Origin of the sequence: Gaetbulibacter aestuarii (genome assembly GCF_039537665.1) — a bacterium.
Classification (GTDB): domain Bacteria; phylum Bacteroidota; class Bacteroidia; order Flavobacteriales; family Flavobacteriaceae; genus Gaetbulibacter_A; species Gaetbulibacter_A aestuarii.
Genome location: NZ_BAABAY010000001.1, coordinates 1,114,837 through 1,131,936, shown reverse-complemented (window position 1 = coordinate 1,131,936; position 17,100 = coordinate 1,114,837). Strand labels below are relative to the sequence as shown.

Annotated in this window: 17 protein-coding genes; 4 read left to right on the top strand and 13 right to left on the bottom strand. The window is 38.1% G+C overall.

The features are described 5' to 3' along the window. Window positions 1-110: 110 nt before the first annotated feature. From arfB to ABD682_RS05005, 6 genes are read right to left on the bottom strand one after another with little or no spacing between them, the layout of a single operon-like run. A complete protein-coding gene (gene arfB, locus ABD682_RS05030) occupies window positions 111-521 on the bottom strand; it encodes an alternative ribosome rescue aminoacyl-tRNA hydrolase ArfB (protein WP_344739704.1) in 411 nt (136 codons plus the stop codon). Further along, window positions 518-2,065: a DUF4301 family protein gene (locus tag ABD682_RS05025; protein WP_344739702.1), complete on the bottom strand. Its 1,548-nt coding sequence runs from the start codon at window positions 2,063-2,065 to the stop codon at window positions 518-520. The genes arfB and ABD682_RS05025 overlap by 4 nt, the downstream gene beginning before the upstream one ends. Then, window positions 2,065-2,634: an AAA family ATPase gene (locus tag ABD682_RS05020; RefSeq protein WP_344739700.1), complete on the bottom strand. Its 570-nt coding sequence runs from the start codon at window positions 2,632-2,634 to the stop codon at window positions 2,065-2,067. Before ABD682_RS05020 ends, ABD682_RS05025 begins: the two co-directional genes overlap by 1 nt. Then, window positions 2,595-3,227 carry a nicotinamide riboside transporter PnuC gene (gene pnuC / locus ABD682_RS05015; protein WP_344739698.1) on the bottom strand — a complete coding sequence of 211 codons (633 nt, stop codon included), beginning with the start codon at window positions 3,225-3,227 and terminating at the stop codon, window positions 2,595-2,597. The genes ABD682_RS05020 and pnuC overlap by 40 nt, the downstream gene beginning before the upstream one ends. Further along, window positions 3,211-3,471, bottom strand: a complete 261-nt coding sequence (locus ABD682_RS05010; protein ID WP_344739696.1) for a YkoF family thiamine/hydroxymethylpyrimidine-binding protein — start codon at window positions 3,469-3,471, stop codon at window positions 3,211-3,213. The genes pnuC and ABD682_RS05010 overlap by 17 nt, the downstream gene beginning before the upstream one ends. 40 nt (window positions 3,472-3,511) lie before the next feature. Then, window positions 3,512-4,138 (bottom strand): 4'-phosphopantetheinyl transferase family protein, encoded by a 627-nt coding sequence (locus ABD682_RS05005; protein ID WP_344739694.1) that lies wholly within the window; start codon window positions 4,136-4,138, stop codon window positions 3,512-3,514. Window positions 4,139-4,276: 138 nt separating this feature from the next. Here ABD682_RS05005 and ahcY point away from each other — a divergent pair, with 138 nt between their 5' ends. After that, a complete protein-coding gene (ahcY, locus tag ABD682_RS05000; RefSeq protein WP_344739692.1) occupies window positions 4,277-5,593 on the top strand; it encodes an adenosylhomocysteinase in 1,317 nt (438 codons plus the stop codon). 185 nt (window positions 5,594-5,778) lie between these two features. On the opposite strand, the gene ABD682_RS04995 is transcribed toward ahcY, so the two are convergent. Beyond that, window positions 5,779-8,406, bottom strand: coding sequence for a M1 family metallopeptidase (locus tag ABD682_RS04995; protein WP_344739690.1), 2,628 nt, complete (start codon window positions 8,404-8,406; stop codon window positions 5,779-5,781). Between the two features lie 268 nt (window positions 8,407-8,674). Here ABD682_RS04995 and ABD682_RS04990 point away from each other — a divergent pair, with 268 nt between their 5' ends. Next, on the top strand, window positions 8,675-10,585 hold the full coding sequence (locus ABD682_RS04990) for a sulfatase-like hydrolase/transferase (protein WP_344739688.1): 1,911 nt from the start codon (window positions 8,675-8,677) through the stop codon (window positions 10,583-10,585). A 6-nt stretch (window positions 10,586-10,591) separates the two neighbouring features. After that, entirely contained in the window at window positions 10,592-12,670 is a 2,079-nt protein-coding gene (locus tag ABD682_RS04985; RefSeq protein ID WP_344739686.1) for a sulfatase-like hydrolase/transferase, read from the top strand. A 76-nt stretch (window positions 12,671-12,746) separates the two neighbouring features. Here the strand turns inward: ABD682_RS04985 and rpmA are convergent, their stop codons facing one another. The 3 genes from rpmA to ABD682_RS04970 form a co-directional block, all read right to left on the bottom strand. Next, a complete protein-coding gene (gene rpmA, locus ABD682_RS04980) occupies window positions 12,747-13,007 on the bottom strand; it encodes a 50S ribosomal protein L27 (RefSeq protein WP_344739684.1) in 261 nt (86 codons plus the stop codon). A gap of 25 nt (window positions 13,008-13,032) precedes the next feature. Continuing rightward, window positions 13,033-13,584 (bottom strand): 50S ribosomal protein L21, encoded by a 552-nt coding sequence (gene rplU, locus ABD682_RS04975; RefSeq protein WP_344739680.1) that lies wholly within the window; start codon window positions 13,582-13,584, stop codon window positions 13,033-13,035. A gap of 100 nt (window positions 13,585-13,684) precedes the next feature. Further along, the gene (locus ABD682_RS04970; protein ID WP_344739678.1) at window positions 13,685-14,134 is read right to left on the bottom strand and encodes a DUF4199 domain-containing protein; all 450 of its coding nucleotides are present in this window, start codon (window positions 14,132-14,134) and stop codon (window positions 13,685-13,687) included. A gap of 160 nt (window positions 14,135-14,294) precedes the next feature. Here ABD682_RS04970 and ABD682_RS04965 point away from each other — a divergent pair, with 160 nt between their 5' ends. Continuing rightward, window positions 14,295-14,699 (top strand): heavy-metal-associated domain-containing protein, encoded by a 405-nt coding sequence (locus ABD682_RS04965; RefSeq protein ID WP_344739676.1) that lies wholly within the window; start codon window positions 14,295-14,297, stop codon window positions 14,697-14,699. Between the two features lie 6 nt (window positions 14,700-14,705). Here ABD682_RS04965 and gldD read toward each other — a convergent pair whose 3' ends face one another. The 3 genes from gldD to ABD682_RS04950 are packed head-to-tail and all read right to left on the bottom strand — an operon-like array spanning window position 14,706 to window position 17,076. After that, window positions 14,706-15,290: a gliding motility lipoprotein GldD gene (gldD, locus tag ABD682_RS04960; protein ID WP_344739674.1), complete on the bottom strand. Its 585-nt coding sequence runs from the start codon at window positions 15,288-15,290 to the stop codon at window positions 14,706-14,708. Then, window positions 15,290-16,591 (bottom strand): gliding motility-associated protein GldE, encoded by a 1,302-nt coding sequence (locus ABD682_RS04955; RefSeq protein ID WP_344739672.1) that lies wholly within the window; start codon window positions 16,589-16,591, stop codon window positions 15,290-15,292. Before ABD682_RS04955 ends, gldD begins: the two co-directional genes overlap by 1 nt. 26 nt (window positions 16,592-16,617) lie before the next feature. After that, entirely contained in the window at window positions 16,618-17,076 is a 459-nt protein-coding gene (locus ABD682_RS04950; protein WP_344739670.1) for a single-stranded DNA-binding protein, read from the bottom strand. Window positions 17,077-17,100: the final 24 nt, after the last annotated feature.

Sequence of the window (17,100 nt, the reverse complement as noted above, 5' to 3'; positions counted from 1 at the left end):
TGTTCCAGGTTCAATGGGTATGATCTCAGCCGATAATAGGCACCCCTTTTTTGAGAACGGTACAAAGATAATGAGCTTGCCTTAATTGAGAAACCAATCGAAAGGTTTTTTTAACTAATATCCGGTTTTTGCCTGGAAGCCTTTTTTTCGGATCGGATCTTTTTACTTTTCAATCGCTTTTTAATGGCCGCTTTCGAAGGTTTTGTAGGTTTTCTTTTTTTTGGCCGAACCAATGCTTCATCGAGTAATTTAAAAAATCGCTTGATAACGCGTTCTTTATTTTTATGCTGACTTCTGGTGTCATCACACTGTAAAATAAGTTCACCCTCTTTAGTTAGGCGATTTTGCCATTTCTGCTCTAATCTTGCTTTTATCCCTTCATCTAAAGCTTCAGATGCCATCAGATTAAAATGTAATTCCACTTTGGAAGACACCTTATTCACATGCTGCCCGCCACTACCGGAGCTGCGGACCGCTTTAAAATCCAATTCGTTTATTAAGCCTTCTTTCGAGTAATTCACGAGCCGCGGTGTTCCGGTTTTAATAGGTCGTTTACGGTTTTCACCGGATTGAAAGTATCCAGTGGCACTTCAACAAAGATCGTATTCCAATACGCCATACTACCATTCCATAAGCCGGGGCGCTCAAGGGCTTTTATAGGCCTTCCATTTTGAGTTTTCATGTTAATAAAAGCCGTATCCGGATCCGTAAAATCCATGAGGTTAAAATGATTTCCCTTATAATCTTTTACGCCACAAACTAAATCCGTTGGATTGAAATGTGTCGCTTTTTTAACAATGGCTTTTTGTTTTTTATCATGAATATCTATTTGAGCAAACTCTACAATTTGAAGTGAGATATCACCATTAGAATCACGTACCCAAAACGGACCACCACCGGGCTCACCCTTATTTTCAACCATGCCGCATACCCGAATTGGACGATTTAATTTATCATGTAAATACGATGCTTTTTCTTCTAATGAAAAATCCTCAAAATCTTCGTCTAATTTCACGTTCAAGGTTTTGTTTAGGAATGATGCAATAGTAAGCAATTCGGTCTCCGATCCGCGGTTTTTATCCAGATCATGCAAGTAATTAAATACCTGTTCCTGAGCATTTAGTAACACCCCTGCCAACAGCTTTTTGTATCGCGACTGTTCGCGGTTCTTATTAAAAACAACAATATTGTCGATATTTTTTATGAATATCAGGTCCGCTTCCAAAGCATTCAAATTTTCCAACAAGGCCCCATGGCCGGCTGGACGAAACAATATTTTTCCGTTGTGTTTAAAGATTTTGTTGTCTTCAGTCAATGCGATGGTATCGGTTTTATCACTTTGAGTGGAAAAGCTCACGTCGAAACTGGTAGCTGTTTTTTCTTCTAAACCGGTTTTTATAGTATTCCATTCTGATGCAAAATCAGAGAGATGTTTTTCAGAAACGGTAAAATGAAGTTTCGCCTTTTGATGTGCCGAAGCGTACAACGTAGCTTCCTGCATATGCTCATAAAAGGCTGTTACTGTTTGTTTTCCGTAGGTATGAAATGGCAATAATCCTTTAGGTAAAAAACTAAAATTAAGCCCTTCCTGGCTAAGCATAGCTTTTACAAAGGCTACATAAACTTCATTTTTATCCAGATTGTCATAGTTTGGATATAGATCTTCCATCTTTTCTACAACCTCGTCGTAAAAAGGAAAATATTCCATTTCAGAAATAAAGGTTTTCAACTTATCATTGGGCTGTTTATCAGCAAACTCATCAACCGATTCTTCAAATGGATCGTATTCGTCCAAAAAATTAAACAAGAATTTAAACATCCTTGTGGCCGCACCGGAAGCAGGAACAAATTTTATGATATCAAGAAATTCCTGACTCGATTCGAAAATGCGAATAAAATAGTTGGTCGTAGCATAATCAAAACGTTCAATACCATCACCAACAGTGGCGGCCGATACCAGATGGGAATAAGACATCCCCTTCTTGATCTGGGCTATCTGAGCACCAATATCATCCACGTGTTTTCCTTTCGCTTTTAATTCTGCTATCTCATTATCTGTAAACATTATAAAGCGGTTTTTAATAATTTATCTATATGTTTAGTTGCGGTTTCCAATCGTGTTTTTTTATCGCCTTTCAGCAAAACGTATGGTCTATTCTGTTTGATCAGTTCATTTTCAAAAGCCTTGAACATCGCCTCGCGTTCTTCGGGTTTATCCCTCAGATCATCGGCCTCCCAAGGCGTATCGATGTAGGTTAAAAAATATAGATCGTAGGTATTTTCCAGAGCATATTTTTCTAAAACGGGATCACAACTCCCTAAATAATAGGTCTCTGAATATACTTTGGTTTCCAACAGATCGGTATCACAAATGAGCACCGTATTTGTTTTCCCAGCAAGATCGTTTTCCATCGCCATTTGTCCTGCTGCTATGGGTAACAGATCATGCGGCTCACAAGTTTTGCGCTCGTTATTCCATTTGTTCTGCAAATATTCACGAGCATATTCAGGTACCCAAACGGAGTTATAGTATCGCGCTAACTGACGCGACAAGGTTGTTTTACCGGTTGACTCAGGACCGAACAAAACTACTTTTACGCAGTTTGCAGGTTGTTGTTTAAATTTTTCTTCCATGCTAAATAACCAAATACGGCTATGAATGTGAACCCTAAATATTGAAGACTCGTAAAGGTTAAACCTTTATAAAAGTACAAAGGTACCGAAATAATATCTCCAATAATCCAGAAGATCCAGTTTTCAATCTTACGCCGTGCCATAAGCCACATCCCTACAAAAAATACAGCAGTTGTAACGGTATCCACATAAGCTGTCCAGCTCGTCCACTTATCGAAAACAGTGTAAACTAAATAAACAAATAAGAGGGTCGCAATAAATATCGCTGTACTCAGTTTTTTTTCGTTGTCTGTGGTTCTGGTGATTGGTGTTACGTGGGTAGCATCTACTTTCCGTGTCCAGATATACCAGCCATAAACACTCATAGCAAAGTAATATCCATTGATCATCATATCACCAAGCAAGCCCCATTTCAACAATAAATAAACAAAAATAATAGTACTCACCATACCGGTAGGAAACACCAAAATATTATTTTGCTTGGAATACCAAACGGACAAAAAGCCGAAGATCACGGCAACGATCTCCAGAATAATATCCACCGTGGCATAATCACGATACTGCGAAAAGAAAAAATCAAAAATCGGGCTCATAATCGTGACGGTCTGAAGTAACCAGTTTCATATACAATACACCATGTTCCATCAAAGTAAAGGTTTCTTTGATCTCGATATTCAATACAGACATCACCGTATCGTAATCTCCATAAACCTGAGTGCTTAACGGATTTTCAAGAACCTTTAATCCTGATGCTCTAAGTCTTTTTATAAACCTGATGATAATGTCTTCAAAATCATCGGTAAGCGGCGATAAGGTTAATTCAACTGAAATATTCATAATATCTTTTTATTCTTTTCAATTTTTAAAAAAGGAGCTCTTACGGAACTGTAAAAGCACAGGTAAAGCCTTCGAATTCCAAAAATTGAATTTGGTATTTGTGTTTCGTTCTATTGTAATCGATCCATGCAGTCGTTTTCTTATCTTCTAACATAAACGGAATTACCAAACAATGCGCCTTAAAACTTAAACCCGGCGTGGCAAATAATTTATATAAAGATTCTTTTACGCACCAAATTACTGTGAGTTTGTTTACATAATCAGGCGCTTTCGGGTCTAAATAATCGCATTCATAATCGATAAACTTATGGGCAATGACCCTAATTTTCTCGCGTTGTTTTTCAATATCGATCCCAACGGGACTATTGCTCACGATCACCGCAGAGAAAAAGAAGGAATGCGTAATCGAAATGTATTTTTCATCTTTCAAATGCGGTTTGCCAAAATCATCATAATACAGATCGGTATCCGCATAACCAAAAGCCTTCAATAAACAGCGGACACTTAAAAATCCGCGTTGATGCAAAACACTCTTCATCCCTAAAACCCGTTCCAAACTTTCAGGTTTTAATTCTACCTCAGCCATGAATTCATCGTAGGATTCTTCGATATGCCAAATCTTAACTTCCGTTTCGGAATTAGGAGTAATAGTTTTATAAAGTGGCATTTAATATTCTAAAAGTTATTGGTTATCTTTGCAGCCTGAAGGACTTAAACCATTATTGCAAGGCGAATTTAACTATTTTAAATGCTAAAGCAAAGGGTTTTCAGGTTGAACATTTACGAGTTTAAAAGAAACATATATATGAGTACAAAAACAATGCCTTACGTTGCCCATAAAGTGAAAGATATTACACTTGCAGACTGGGGAAGAAAAGAAATTGAACTGGCCCAGGCTGAGATGCCCGGCTTAATGAGTTTGCGTGAAGAATATGGCGCATCCCAACCTTTGAAGGGCGCGCGTATAGCAGGTTGCCTGCACATGACCATTCAAACTGCAGTGCTTATCGAAACATTACAAGCCCTTGGTGCGGAAGTAACCTGGAGTTCTTGTAATATTTTTTCAACACAAGATCAGGCTGCTGCTGCCATTGCTGCTGCAGGAACTTCGGTTTATGCGTGGAAAGATATGACCGAAGAAGAGTTTGATTGGTGTATCGAGCAAACACTCTTTTTTGGAGAAGATCGTAAACCATTAAACATGATTCTTGATGACGGTGGCGATCTTACCAACATGGTACTTGATAAATACCCGGAATTAGTTTCAGGTATTAAAGGTTTAAGCGAAGAAACGACTACCGGAGTGCACCGTTTATACGAGCGTATGAACAAAGGTACATTACCAATGCCGGCTATTAATGTGAACGATTCTGTAACTAAAAGTAAATTCGATAATAAATACGGCTGTCGCGAAAGTGCCGTAGATGCCATTCGTCGTGCCACCGATGTCATGCTCGCAGGAAAACGTGTTGTTGTTTGTGGCTATGGCGATGTAGGTAAAGGTACGGCAGCATCTTTTAAAGGTGCAGGAAGTATCGTAACTGTAACAGAGATCGATCCGATCTGTGCCCTTCAAGCTGCGATGGACGGTTTTGAAGTTAAAAAACTTGAAACTGTTGCACCGAATGCTGATATCGTGATTACCACTACAGGAAATAAAGACATCGTTCAGGCACGCCATTTTGAAGCTTTTAAAGATAAGACCATCGTTTGTAATATTGGGCACTTCGACAATGAGATCGATATGGCCTGGTTAAAGAAAAACTACGGACACACTAAAAATACCATCAAACCTCAGGTTGATAAATACACCATCGATGGTAAGGACATCATTATTTTGGCTGAAGGTCGTTTAGTGAATCTGGGGTGTGCTACCGGTCACCCAAGTTTTGTGATGAGTAACTCATTTACGAACCAGACTTTAGCACAGATCGAGCTTTGGAACAACAGCGATAATTACGAAAACAAAGTATATATGTTGCCAAAACATCTCGATGAAAAAGTGGCAAAACTTCACCTTGAAAAAATCGGAGTTGAGCTTACAGAATTACGTGAAGATCAGGCCGAATACATAGGCGTAAAACCCGAAGGCCCTTTTAAACCTGAATATTACAGATACTAATACCTGTTTCAGATAAAAATAAAAAACCCTAATCAATAGTGATTAGGGTTTTTTTATGGCCCGTTTATTTTAAATCTTTTAAAATAAACCGCGCTTTCCACGATATCTTTTTTTGCTTCAAAGGCAAAAAAAGGATGCTGTTTCAATCGCTCGTGCGGGCTGAAATATTCATAATGAGATATGTATTATATCTTAAAAATTGAATCTTCAAGATTCTGATTCAACGTTACCTCATCCACGGTCATTTTTACCTCTCTACCAAAATTATTCGTCATTTCCGTATAAGGGATTTTAACGCCATCTACATTTTTGTAATCAGCGAATCTGTTTACTGCTGCTCCGTTATCTGTGGCAACCTCCTCTTTTATTTTCAAACCGGAATCTGCAGAAAAATAAATCTTTTTAGACTGACCGTAAGGGGTGTTCACTTGAACCACATAAGTCTTCCCATCAGCATCCATGTTCATACCCAAAAGTTTTAATTCGTATCCTTTTTGACCGTAATTAAGTTCCGGAAAAATAGCGGCCTGACTCATAATACCCGGCTTGCTCTTTTCAGGTATTTCCTGCTTCTGACCATTATTCTCCGCATAAACCTCATTCCCATTAACGATATATTTGGCTAAAGTTCGGTTCATTTGAGGTAATGAAACTGAAAGAAACATTTTACCAGGCTTCTTTTTCTTTATATCAAAAACGATCTCGTTGCCTTGTATCATTTCTTTTCTTGTAATTGAAATATCTTTAACCGCTTCCAAAACTTTTCGCCCTCCTATGGCTTCAATATAATTATCAATAACCTTTGTGGCATCCATGCCTACAGGAGCTTCCATTAATTTTGTGAAGGTGTTATTATCGGGATTCAGATCCGGCACTTCATGATTCGGATCTATTTCAACAGATACAATTCTTGAATTTGAAGGATAATTATAAACGTATTCCGGACCGGTCATCCAAATTTCAACCGGTAGTTTAACCGTTTTTGTGGTGTTATTCTCATCCGTAATTTTCAAGGTTACCGGCATCGGCATTTTGTATTTATTCAATAGCTTGATCAACGCACCTTTTGAAGGATCGCCATCAACATAATCCACGCCTTCTATAGCCTGATCCAATTTCCAGTTATTCATAAACCAACCTTTCCAAAACCAGGTTAGGTCTTCTCCGGAAACACTATTCATCGTATTAAAGAAATCCCATGGTGCAGGGTGTTTAAAGGCCCAGCGTTTTATATAGGTTTTAAAAGCATAGTCAAAACGATCTTTTCCTAATACCGTATTTCGTAAAACCTTAAGCGCCGTGCTTGGTTTAAAATAAGCTTCCATACCAAGATTTTGTTGGTTATGTATAACATCTGGAGTCGTAAAAACAGGGTCCAATGCCTCATTAAACATTTGATTTCCCGTTTGCTGCAGATCGCTAGGGTTGTAATATTCTCCATCATTAAATTCCTTGGTATCAACACTATTAATAAAAGTATTGAAACCTTCATCCATCCATGCGTATTTACGTTCATTGGAGCCCACGATCATTGGAAACCAATTGTGTCCAAATTCATGATTTATAACACCCCACAAACTACTGGTTTTACTTTTGTAGCTACAAAATACAATACCGGGATATTCCATACCTCCCTCATGCCCGGCAACATTTGTGGCAACAGGATAGGTATAAGGCAACCATTCTTTCGAGTATAATTCAATAGAATTTTTTACATATTCTGTGGAGCGACCATAGCCATCCTGTCCAGAGTTTTCTTCCGGATATACGGATTGAGCCAAAGCCGTTTTTCCGTTAGGTAAATTAATTTTTGCCGCATCCCAAATAAAGGCTTTTGATGCCGCCCAGGCCACATCCCGACTTTGATTTATTTTAAAATGCCAGGTCAGCATACCGTTTCTATCTCCTTCGTGATGGGTTCCTTCCATCATTTGCGCTTTAGAACGGATCATTACGGTCTGATCGCTTTTTCGAGCTTTTTCTAATTGATCCATTTCTTGATCAGTTAAAACCTCTTTTGGATTTTGTAGTTCTCCTGAACCTACAACAATCATGTTTTCCGGTGCTGTAATTTCATAATCAAAATCTCCATATTCGAGATAAAATTCACCGGTTCCCAGATACGGTAAAGTGTTCCATCCATCAACTTCATCTAAAACTTCCATTCTAGGATACCACTGGGCAAGCGTATAGATCCATCCGTTTTTAGAATCAAACCGGCCCATGCGATCTTTTCCGTGTTCCGGGATCTCAAAAGAATAGTCTATCGTAATGTCCATACTTTCACCTTTAGATTTTAAGGCCTCCGGTAATCGAATTTGCATCCGCGTATCCGAAACGACGTAATCAGCCTTTTCATTTCGGTGGTCCATACTAATCGAAACATTCTTAAGATGATAACCATCTGTAAACGTATGCACGCCATTTCGATCATTCGAAGGGTATAATGCCGATCCCCGGGAATCCTTTCTAAAGGTATTTTGATCTAATTGTAACCATAAAAAATCAAGATTATACGGACTATTATTGATATAGGTAATCGTCACTTTTCCTTCCACTTTATGATTGATAGTATCCAAGGTAGCTTTGATCTTGTAATTCGCTTGATTTTGCCAGTACATGGGCCCGGGTTCTCCGGTGGCGCTATGAAATGCATTGGTTTGCCCCGTCATGAAAAGCGGACTGAATGCTTCATATTTGTCAAAGGTAGATTTTGGTACTTGTTGGTCTTGATTTTGTTCCTGTGCTCCTGCCACATTTAAAAAACCCATGGTCAGGCAGATCACAAAACAAATTTTTAAAAATGCTTTCATGCTTTAATTTTTATTAAATAATTGGATAAGTATCTTGTGTAATTAACATCTCTTACAAAATTAGCACGACCGCTTTATGTTATTTCTTAAAAAATTCACAATTTATTTCAATACAGATGTTAATACGGGTGAATTCAACCATATATTTTTGAAAATTATAAAACCTAAGGTCTTAACTACGCCGTGTACAACGGTAAACCTATCAAAAAAAATAGAGCATTACTTTAAAAAAACTATCTTAGTGTAGAAGAAGTTCAATAAACCAGGTATGACTAAAAGCACCCTTACTTTCTTTTTCTTTTGGATAAACATATTGTCCTTTGCTCAGGAAAAACCCAATATACTATGGATTACTTTCGAAGACACCTCGCCACAGTTTATTGGATGTTATGGTAACCAAAGTGCCCACACACCAAACATAGACCAACTCGCCAGGGAGGGATTTCAGTTTACAAATGCGTTTTCCACCGGAACGGTTTGTTCTCCATCACGGTCTACATTAATAACAGGAGTACGCACCTATAAAATGGGTACCGGCAACCACCGCAGTAATTACCCTATTCCCAATTTTATAAAAGGATTTCCATATTATTTAAAACAAGCCGGTTATTACACAAGTAATAATGTGAAAACAGATTATAATATTAAGGATGAAAAAGCCTTTATAAAGGAAGCCTGGGATGAGAGTTCGAACTCCGCTGGCTGGTGGAAAAGAAATCCTGATCAACCCTTCTTTTCCGTCTTTAATTTAATGGATTCGCACCAGTCTAGAACCATGACCTTACCCTACGAAACCTACCAAAATATAGTATGGGATAAGCTCCCGAAAAACCTTCAAATTTCAGAGCAGGACTTCAACATGCCTCCCAACTACTACGATACACCTGAAATGCGTAAACAATTTGCCAGAGTGTACAATAGTATTGCGCTTACAGATTATAAAATTGGACAAATCTTAAAGCGTCTGGACGATGAAGGATTGCGGGATAACACCATTATTTTTTGTTTTGCCGATCATGGCGAAGGTATGCCCAGAGGGAAAACCAATGGCATAAATTATGGTTACCAGATTCCTATGATTGCCTGGTTTCCTGAAAAATACAAAGACCTGTCGCCCTGGAAAAAAGTTGGCTTAGTTAAGGAACTGGTTAATTTTGAAGACCTCGCTCCTACCATGCTCGCCCTTGCCGGAGTTGACATTCCGGACCATATGAAAGGTCGAGTTCTGGTTACAAAAAAAAGGGAAACACCTCCCGAATTTATTGAATTATCGAATGATCGTTCCGATAATGGTATTGATATGACACGCAGTATAACCGATGGCAGATTTATTTATAATAGAAATTACTTGCCTTTTATGCCCGAACTCCGTTATATCCGTTATATGGAAATTGGTGATATCAAACAGTTGATGCGTGAGGATTTTCATAAAAACAACTTGTCTCAATTTCAAAAGCGTTTATTTGAACCAAGGGTAGCAGAAACATTTTATGATACCAGCACGGATCCTTGGGAAACTAAAAATTTAATCGATGATCCCGGATTTCAAAATAAAATAACACCATTCAAAAAAGCTCTGGATTCTAGTATTTTGGCGGCCAGGGATGTTTTGTTTTTACCGGAATATGAGATCGATAAAATATCTGAAAAGGCAACGCCTTACGAATATCGTTTGGATAAAATCAAATATCCTTTTTCGAAAATATATGCCATAGCATCCTTATCCGGAATTCGGGATAATTCGGTTGCCAAAAAACAAATTAAGGCCTTAAAAAGCGCCAATGATATCATTCGTTATTGGGCCATCACCGGTTTGAAAAGTCAAAATGAAAAAACGCTCTTTCAATATAAAAATGTCATCATTAACGCCATCACCGATAACTATCCGCCGGTTGCACTTACCGCAGCATCTATTGCCTATGACCTTTTTAAAGATCCTGCTGCGAAAGAAGCCTTAATAAATTTCTGTAAGGATCCAAACGATTACTTGAGCTTAATGGCCATAAATTATCTATTATATATTTCTGATAAGACACCCTTTATTGAAGTCGTAAAACAACAAGCCTCCAGTGACACAAGAACTTACAATGTCAAGGCTGCCGGTCTCGATTTTCTGGGAATTTTAGGACTGGTGCCTAATACCTACGATTACCGATCATCACTAAACCCAAATAAATAATATAACATGAGTTTTTTAAGGTTACCGATCATCATTTGTTTTATTTATACATCATTCGGCTTTAGCCAAAACCCCGAACCCGATAAAACAAAACAACCAAATATCATTTTTATTTTAACCGACGACCTGGGTTATGGTGATCTTGGAATATTTTTTCAAAATCAACGTAAGATTACCTATGGAACAGCCAAACCAAACATGCAAACTCCCAATCTGGATGCCATGGCTCAAGAAGGCATGATATTTACTCAACATTACGCTGCAGCTCCTGTTTGCGCCCCCTCCAGAGCTTCCTTGCTCAGCGGATTGAGTCAGGGACATGCCAACGTTAGGGATAATCAATTTGATAAAGCATTAGCCGATAATTACACCTTAGGTAATGTCATGCAAAAGTCGGGATACATAACCGCCGCTATTGGAAAATGGGGCTTACAGGGTGATGACCGCTGGTCAAAAAATGGTAATACCTGGCCGGCTAAACCAACCAAACGCGGCTTCGATTACTTTTATGGCTACATGCGGCATAAAGACGGGCATGAGCATTATCCTAAAGAAAAACTCTATCGAAATGTAGGTCAGGTTTGGGAAAACGATTTGGATGTTACAAATGCACTGGATAAATGTTATACAGCAGATCTTTGGACGGCAAAAGCGAAACAATGGATCACGCAGCAAACCGGAGCAAACGACAAACCTTTTTTTATGTATCTGGCGTACGACACCCCTCATGCGGTTCTGGAGTTACCCACACAAGCCTATCCAAAAGGGGGTGGTTTAAACGGCGGACTTCAATGGGTGGGAGAACCCGGGAATATGATCAACACAGCATCAGGAATCCCTGATTCCTGGATACATCCGGATTATGCCGATGCTACATATTCTCCTGAAGGGAAAATAATCCCCTGGCCGGAAACCTATAAACGTTATGCTACTGCAGTGCGGCGCATTGACAGTGCAGTGGGTGATCTTATTCAATTACTGAAAGATTTGAACATTGACGATAATACACTCGTCATTTTTACTTCAGACAACGGCCCTTCGAGGGAATCGTATTTGCCCGGAAATTTCATTGAAAACACGCCTGATTTTTTCGAAAGTTTCGGTCCGTTTGATGGCATAAAACGCGATGTACTGGAAGGTGGGATCCGGATGCCACTTATTGCCCGCTGGCCAAATCATATTCCAAAGAATGCCATCAACGATAAGCCTTCCATTTCTTATGACTGGCTACCAACTTTTACTGAGTTAGTTGGTTTTCCAGCTCCAGCAAACAGTGATGGCACATCTTTAGTGCCAACCCTCACCAATGAAGGTGTTCAAAACCCTAGCCATATTTATATAGAATATTATCAAAACGGGAAAACACCTGGATATGATGAATTTATTCCTGAACATCGCGGCCGCTCCCGACAGAACATGCAGATGATCAGACTCGATAATTACGTTGGTTTACGTTACAATATCACTGATCCCAAATCCAATTTTGAAATTTTCAATACCCCCTTGGATACCCATCAAGCCAAGAACCTGGCAATGGATTCAGATATGGATACACTTCAAAACCTGTTCAAAGAAAAGGTTCTTCAAATGCGTCGTGTAAACAAATCGGCCCCACGCCCTTACGACAGTTTGCATGTGCCTTCAATAAAATTATTAAATCCAAAAATTGGTTTAGAATGGCTGGGATTCTCGGGAGCTTATCCATGGCTTCCTAATTTATATCAACTGAAACCAGAAACAACGGGCATTACAACAGGCTTAAATGATTTTGATTTTTCCGCAGTACCGGAAGATTATTATGTATTGAAAGGTTTTATACGAATTCCGGAAGACGGACAATATACCTTCAATTTTAGTGCCTCTGAAAAAGCACTTATTCGTTTGCATGATGCTATGTTAGTTGATGCCGATTTCGGGTATCAGCCGAATGCTAAAAAATCAGAGATCATGAGACTCCAAAAAGGGTTTCATCCCATTTATATTTATCTTCAAAATAAGAGAAGGATTCAAAACCCAATACAACTGCAATGGTATAAATCAGGCATGAACGAAGAACCTGAACCTGTCATATTTTATGTGGAGTAAAAGAGGAGGTTGATAAAATAAAAAACCCTTCCTGAAATTCAGAAAGGGTTTTTTTTATCGTTCAATCTATTATTTCTTAAGCTTCAAAAGGCTCAATAGAAACATATGATTTGTTGTCTTTTTTCTTCGTAAATTTTACAATACCATCAACCTGGGCATGTAACGTATGATCTTTAGAAGAATATACATTCTCACCTGGGTGATGTGTATTTCCACGTTGTCTTACAATAATATTTCCTGCTACGGCAGCTTGTCCACCAAAGATCTTAACACCTAAGCGTTTTGATTCTGATTCTCTACCGTTTTTCGAACTTCCGACTCCTTTTTTATGTGCCATGTTATTTCGATTTTATATTTTAATATTAACTTAAAGCAGCTATTAATTCAGCTTTCTTCAATGAAGAATACCCTTCAAGTCCTTTTTCCTTAGCCATTTCTTTTAACTGTGCTACAGTAAATTTGCTAAGATCTTGAGATTCTTCTTTTGCTTTTGCTGGTTTAGCTTCTGCTTTGGTCTCTACTTTTTTAGTTTCGGTTTTCGCAGCTGGTTTTGATTCAGCTTTAGCAGTTTTAGTTTCTGCTTTTACAGCTTTCTTTGCTCCAGAAGCCACAATGCTCTCGATCTGGATCTCAGATAAAGACGCTCTGAAACCATTTTTCACACGGTAACCTTTACGTCTTTTCTTTTTGAAAACTATCACTTTATCACCTTTTAGGTGTTTTAAGACTTTTGCTCCTACTTGAGCTCCGTCTATAGCCGGGGCGCCTACGGTTACTTTGTCACCATCGCCTAAAAGAAGAACATTGTCAAAAGACACTTTTTCACCTTCTTCAGTTTGCAAACGATTAACAAAGACCTTTTGGTCTTTTTCAACTTTAAATTGTTGCCCTGCTATCTCTACAATTGCGTACATAGCGTAACGTTTTAACAAATTAATTTATTCAATATCGCCTGCCCTTGGGCAAAAGCGAGTGCAAATATACTGCTAAATAATTAATCTACAAACGTTTTATTTACTTTGATAGCATATTGTTACTGTTTTTGAATAATTGCATGACTGTAAGTGCTGAAACCACTGTGGTTGCAAAGCCCATTATGGCCACAATAAAGGTGACGATCCCTACATCGATATCAAAATTTCGCTTTACCGTTTGAAGTAATTGGTCTACGAACATATCATTAACTTCGGTAGCATAAACCAAAAAGAAAATGGTAAATGCCACGGTAGCCACGAAACCCGTAATGATCCCATTTTTAAAACCTTCAACGTAGGTGAAGGTAGCCGGGCTTTTAATTTTCGAAATGTAAATAACTTCATAAATACCGAAGGCTGTTATAGCTGCATTAAAAAAACTATAAACAGGATTGGTACTTTTTCCGAACAAGTCCAATAACAAGAAATAAGCTATTAATACAATTCCTGTTACAAAACCATACCGAATGGGAAGGGATATATTTTTCATAGGTAGTAATTTATTTTAAACGTTTTAATGTTCTGCCATTCAAATTAAGAAATAACTAGGAATCTCGTAATAAAAAAATCATAAAATTTATTTATTACACCCAATCAACCATCAATATTTAGTAGTTTTGTTATCCGTTTAATAATCAAAATTTTTAGTAATGACATCTATTAAAACCATATTTGGCGCTGCTCTGATCTTAGTTGCTGCAAGCAGTTGTAAAAATAAAGTGGCTCCCGAGGTTAAAACCATAGACAATCAAGCAACCGCTCAAGTTTCGAAAGAGGCTCAAATTGCAAATCCAAATGCTCATTTCGCTAAGGCGGAATTCACAATTAATGGTATGACCTGTGCTATGGGTTGTGCGGCAGTCATTCAAAATCATTTATCAAATATGGATGGTGTAAAATCTGCTAAAGTTGATTTCGATAAAAAATTAGCCATGGTTGAATACGATGATGCCAAGGTAAATGCAGAGTTACTAACCAAAACAGTAAGTTCTGTTGGTAAGCAATATGAGGTTGCCGATATGAAAACCGTTGATACCTTTTCAGAAAAAGAATAAACGTTTTTACTTCCACTTCAAGGTTTCCATCAGGTGTCGCATATCCTTTTGTATATAAGCGGCAGCAGGCAAAATGGAATCGTAATTAGGTCGCGATTCAAAGTATAAGGACCCGGTTAGAAAATGTTCCGTACTATCGGTAACATAAAATTGTGCCGGTGATGCTACATTTCCTTTAACTACAGATAAAATCCCATAAACATGGTGCACCGGGTTTTCGTATGGATATGCCGGAATTTCATCGGCCATTTTAGTGTGCTCCAGAGTGAATTTTTGGGCGTCGTGTAAAAAATCTTTTAGGTTTTTTTCATTCTGATCGATCGCCTTGTAGGTTAAAAACACAGTGCCTTTTAGAGAAGGATAATTCAAATTTATCCCGTAGCTTTCCGTAGGGGCGTTTAATTTTTGAATAACCAGGGGTTTGGATATGGTGTTCTTCTCAAACGTAAATGGCAGATTGTTATTTGTAGTTTGATATTTTGGCTCAGGATAATCTAAGCGAAGATAGGCTTTGGGCTTAGGAATGTAATCGTTGTGACAAGCCACTAAAAACAAACCTAGTAGTATTATGAGTAAGCTATTTTTCTTCATTAATTTATGGTGAATTTTATAAGCTTGATTCGCTTTTTATCTAATGCTTCTATGGTGAACAAATAATTTTCAAAAGGGATCTTACTATTCAACTTTGGAAAGCTTCCTGAAATCTCCAGAACAAATCCGGCCAGAGTTTCCGCTTCCCCTTTTTTGGCTTCAAAAACAGAATCGTCTTCGAGTTTTATAATCTTGTAAAAATCCTTCAACGCCGTTTTACCCTCAAACACATAATTATTGTGATCGATCTTAGAATACATCAGATCTTCATCATCGAACTCATCACTAATATCGCCAACAATTTCTTCAATAATATCCTCTAAAGAGATCAAACCGGAGGTTCCTCCGTATTCATCAACCACAACCGCCAAATGCACTTTTTTCTCCTGAAATTCAGTCATCAGATCGTCTAGTTTTTTATTCTCCGGAACAAAGAACGCTTCACGCAACAAACTTGTCCAATCGAATTGCTTTCTGTCGATATACGGCAATAGGTCTTTAACGTAAAGAATGCCCTTAACATTGTCGATATTATCTTTGTAAACCGGAATTCTGGAATAGCCATTGGCAATAATTTCAGGGAGAATATCGCTATATTTCTGATCGGCATTTAATGCGAAAATATCTATTCTGGGGCGCATGACCTGTTTCGTATCGGTATTTCCAAAAGATACAATACCCTGCAATATCTTGTGTTCTTCTTTTGTAGTATCTTCTTCACTGGTTAATTCTAAAGCCTGCGATAATTGGTCTACACTAAGGTTCGATTTTTGCCTACCCAATTTATTATGGATCGCCAGAGTCGTACTTCGCATAGGTAAACTTATTGGTGATAATAGTATATCCAACACACGTAACGGATAGGCCATAAAAAGGGCGAATTTTAAATTATTCCGACTGGCATAGATCTTAGGTAATATTTCACCAAAAAGTAAAATGAGAAACGTAACAATGACAACTTCAACAATAAATTTCAAAACTGGCGCTAAGCCTGAAAAAAATTGCTCGCCAATGAAGGAGAACAAAATAACAATACCAATATTGATAAAGTTATTCGCTACCAAAACCGTTGCCAAGAGTTTTTTGGGCCGCTCTAAAAGTTTCGCAATAATCTCTATTCGCCGGGAAGATTTCTCCGAATCAGATTCTAAATCGGTGCGGTGCAAGGAAAAAAGTGCAACTTCCGCACCGGAAATCAAGGCAGAACAAAATAAGAGTATTAGCACCAATACAACTCCAAAGGCAATTGAAAAATCAATTGAAATAATTAACGCTTTAAAACTCGAAGGGTCAGGATCCAACTACTTTGGTTTTGGTTTAACTTTGTTTAAAACGGTAAATCGTCGTCTGTATCATCGGGTGAAGCAACCGGTGCTTCAGGTTTTGCAGACGACTGTGGTGAAGCTGAACTGGAACTTGAGCTTCCCTGAGCATTCGCTTCACTTTCACTTTTAGTAGAAAGAAACGTAAAATCAGTGCATTGAATTTCGGTGGAATAGCGGTCGTTTCCACTTTCATCTTGCCATTTTCTGGTTTTCAATCGGCCTTCAATATAGACTTTGTCTCCTTTGCTTAAATATTTTTCGCAAATTTCAGCACCCTTATTTCTCACTACAATATTATGCCACTCCGTATTGGTAACACGCTCATTGGTTTGCTTATTTGTATAGGTTTCGTTTGTTGCCAAAGGAAACCGCCCAATACAGCCACCACCTTCAAAATAGTGCATTTTTACTTCATCACCCAAATGCCCTATGAGCATCACTTTATTTAATGTACCAGACATGCTTTTCTTCTTTTATTTTGAATT

Excerpts from the sequence above, each read along its gene's own strand:
- ABD682_RS05025 (WP_344739702.1), bottom strand. The coding sequence starts at position 2,065 with ATGTTTACAGATAATGAGATAGCAGAATTAAAAGCGAAAGGAAAACAC.
- ABD682_RS05020 (WP_344739700.1), bottom strand. The coding sequence starts at position 2,634 with ATGGAAGAAAAATTTAAACAACAACCTGCAAACTGCGTAAAAGTAGTT.
- pnuC (WP_344739698.1), bottom strand. The coding sequence starts at position 3,227 with ATGAGCCCGATTTTTGATTTTTTCTTTTCGCAGTATCGTGATTATGCC.
- ABD682_RS05010 (WP_344739696.1), bottom strand. The coding sequence starts at position 3,471 with ATGAATATTTCAGTTGAATTAACCTTATCGCCGCTTACCGATGATTTT.
- ABD682_RS05005 (WP_344739694.1), bottom strand. The coding sequence starts at position 4,138 with ATGCCACTTTATAAAACTATTACTCCTAATTCCGAAACGGAAGTTAAG.
- ahcY (WP_344739692.1), top strand. The coding sequence starts at position 4,277 with ATGAGTACAAAAACAATGCCTTACGTTGCCCATAAAGTGAAAGATATT.
- ABD682_RS04995 (WP_344739690.1), bottom strand. The coding sequence starts at position 8,406 with ATGAAAGCATTTTTAAAAATTTGTTTTGTGATCTGCCTGACCATGGGT.
- ABD682_RS04990 (WP_344739688.1), top strand. The coding sequence starts at position 8,675 with ATGACTAAAAGCACCCTTACTTTCTTTTTCTTTTGGATAAACATATTG.
- ABD682_RS04985 (WP_344739686.1), top strand. The coding sequence starts at position 10,592 with ATGAGTTTTTTAAGGTTACCGATCATCATTTGTTTTATTTATACATCA.
- rpmA (WP_344739684.1), bottom strand. The coding sequence starts at position 13,007 with ATGGCACATAAAAAAGGAGTCGGAAGTTCGAAAAACGGTAGAGAATCA.
- rplU (WP_344739680.1), bottom strand. The coding sequence starts at position 13,584 with ATGTACGCAATTGTAGAGATAGCAGGGCAACAATTTAAAGTTGAAAAA.
- ABD682_RS04970 (WP_344739678.1), bottom strand. The coding sequence starts at position 14,134 with ATGAAAAATATATCCCTTCCCATTCGGTATGGTTTTGTAACAGGAATT.
- ABD682_RS04965 (WP_344739676.1), top strand. The coding sequence starts at position 14,295 with ATGACATCTATTAAAACCATATTTGGCGCTGCTCTGATCTTAGTTGCT.
- gldD (WP_344739674.1), bottom strand. The coding sequence starts at position 15,290 with ATGAAGAAAAATAGCTTACTCATAATACTACTAGGTTTGTTTTTAGTG.
- ABD682_RS04950 (WP_344739670.1), bottom strand. The coding sequence starts at position 17,076 with ATGTCTGGTACATTAAATAAAGTGATGCTCATAGGGCATTTGGGTGAT.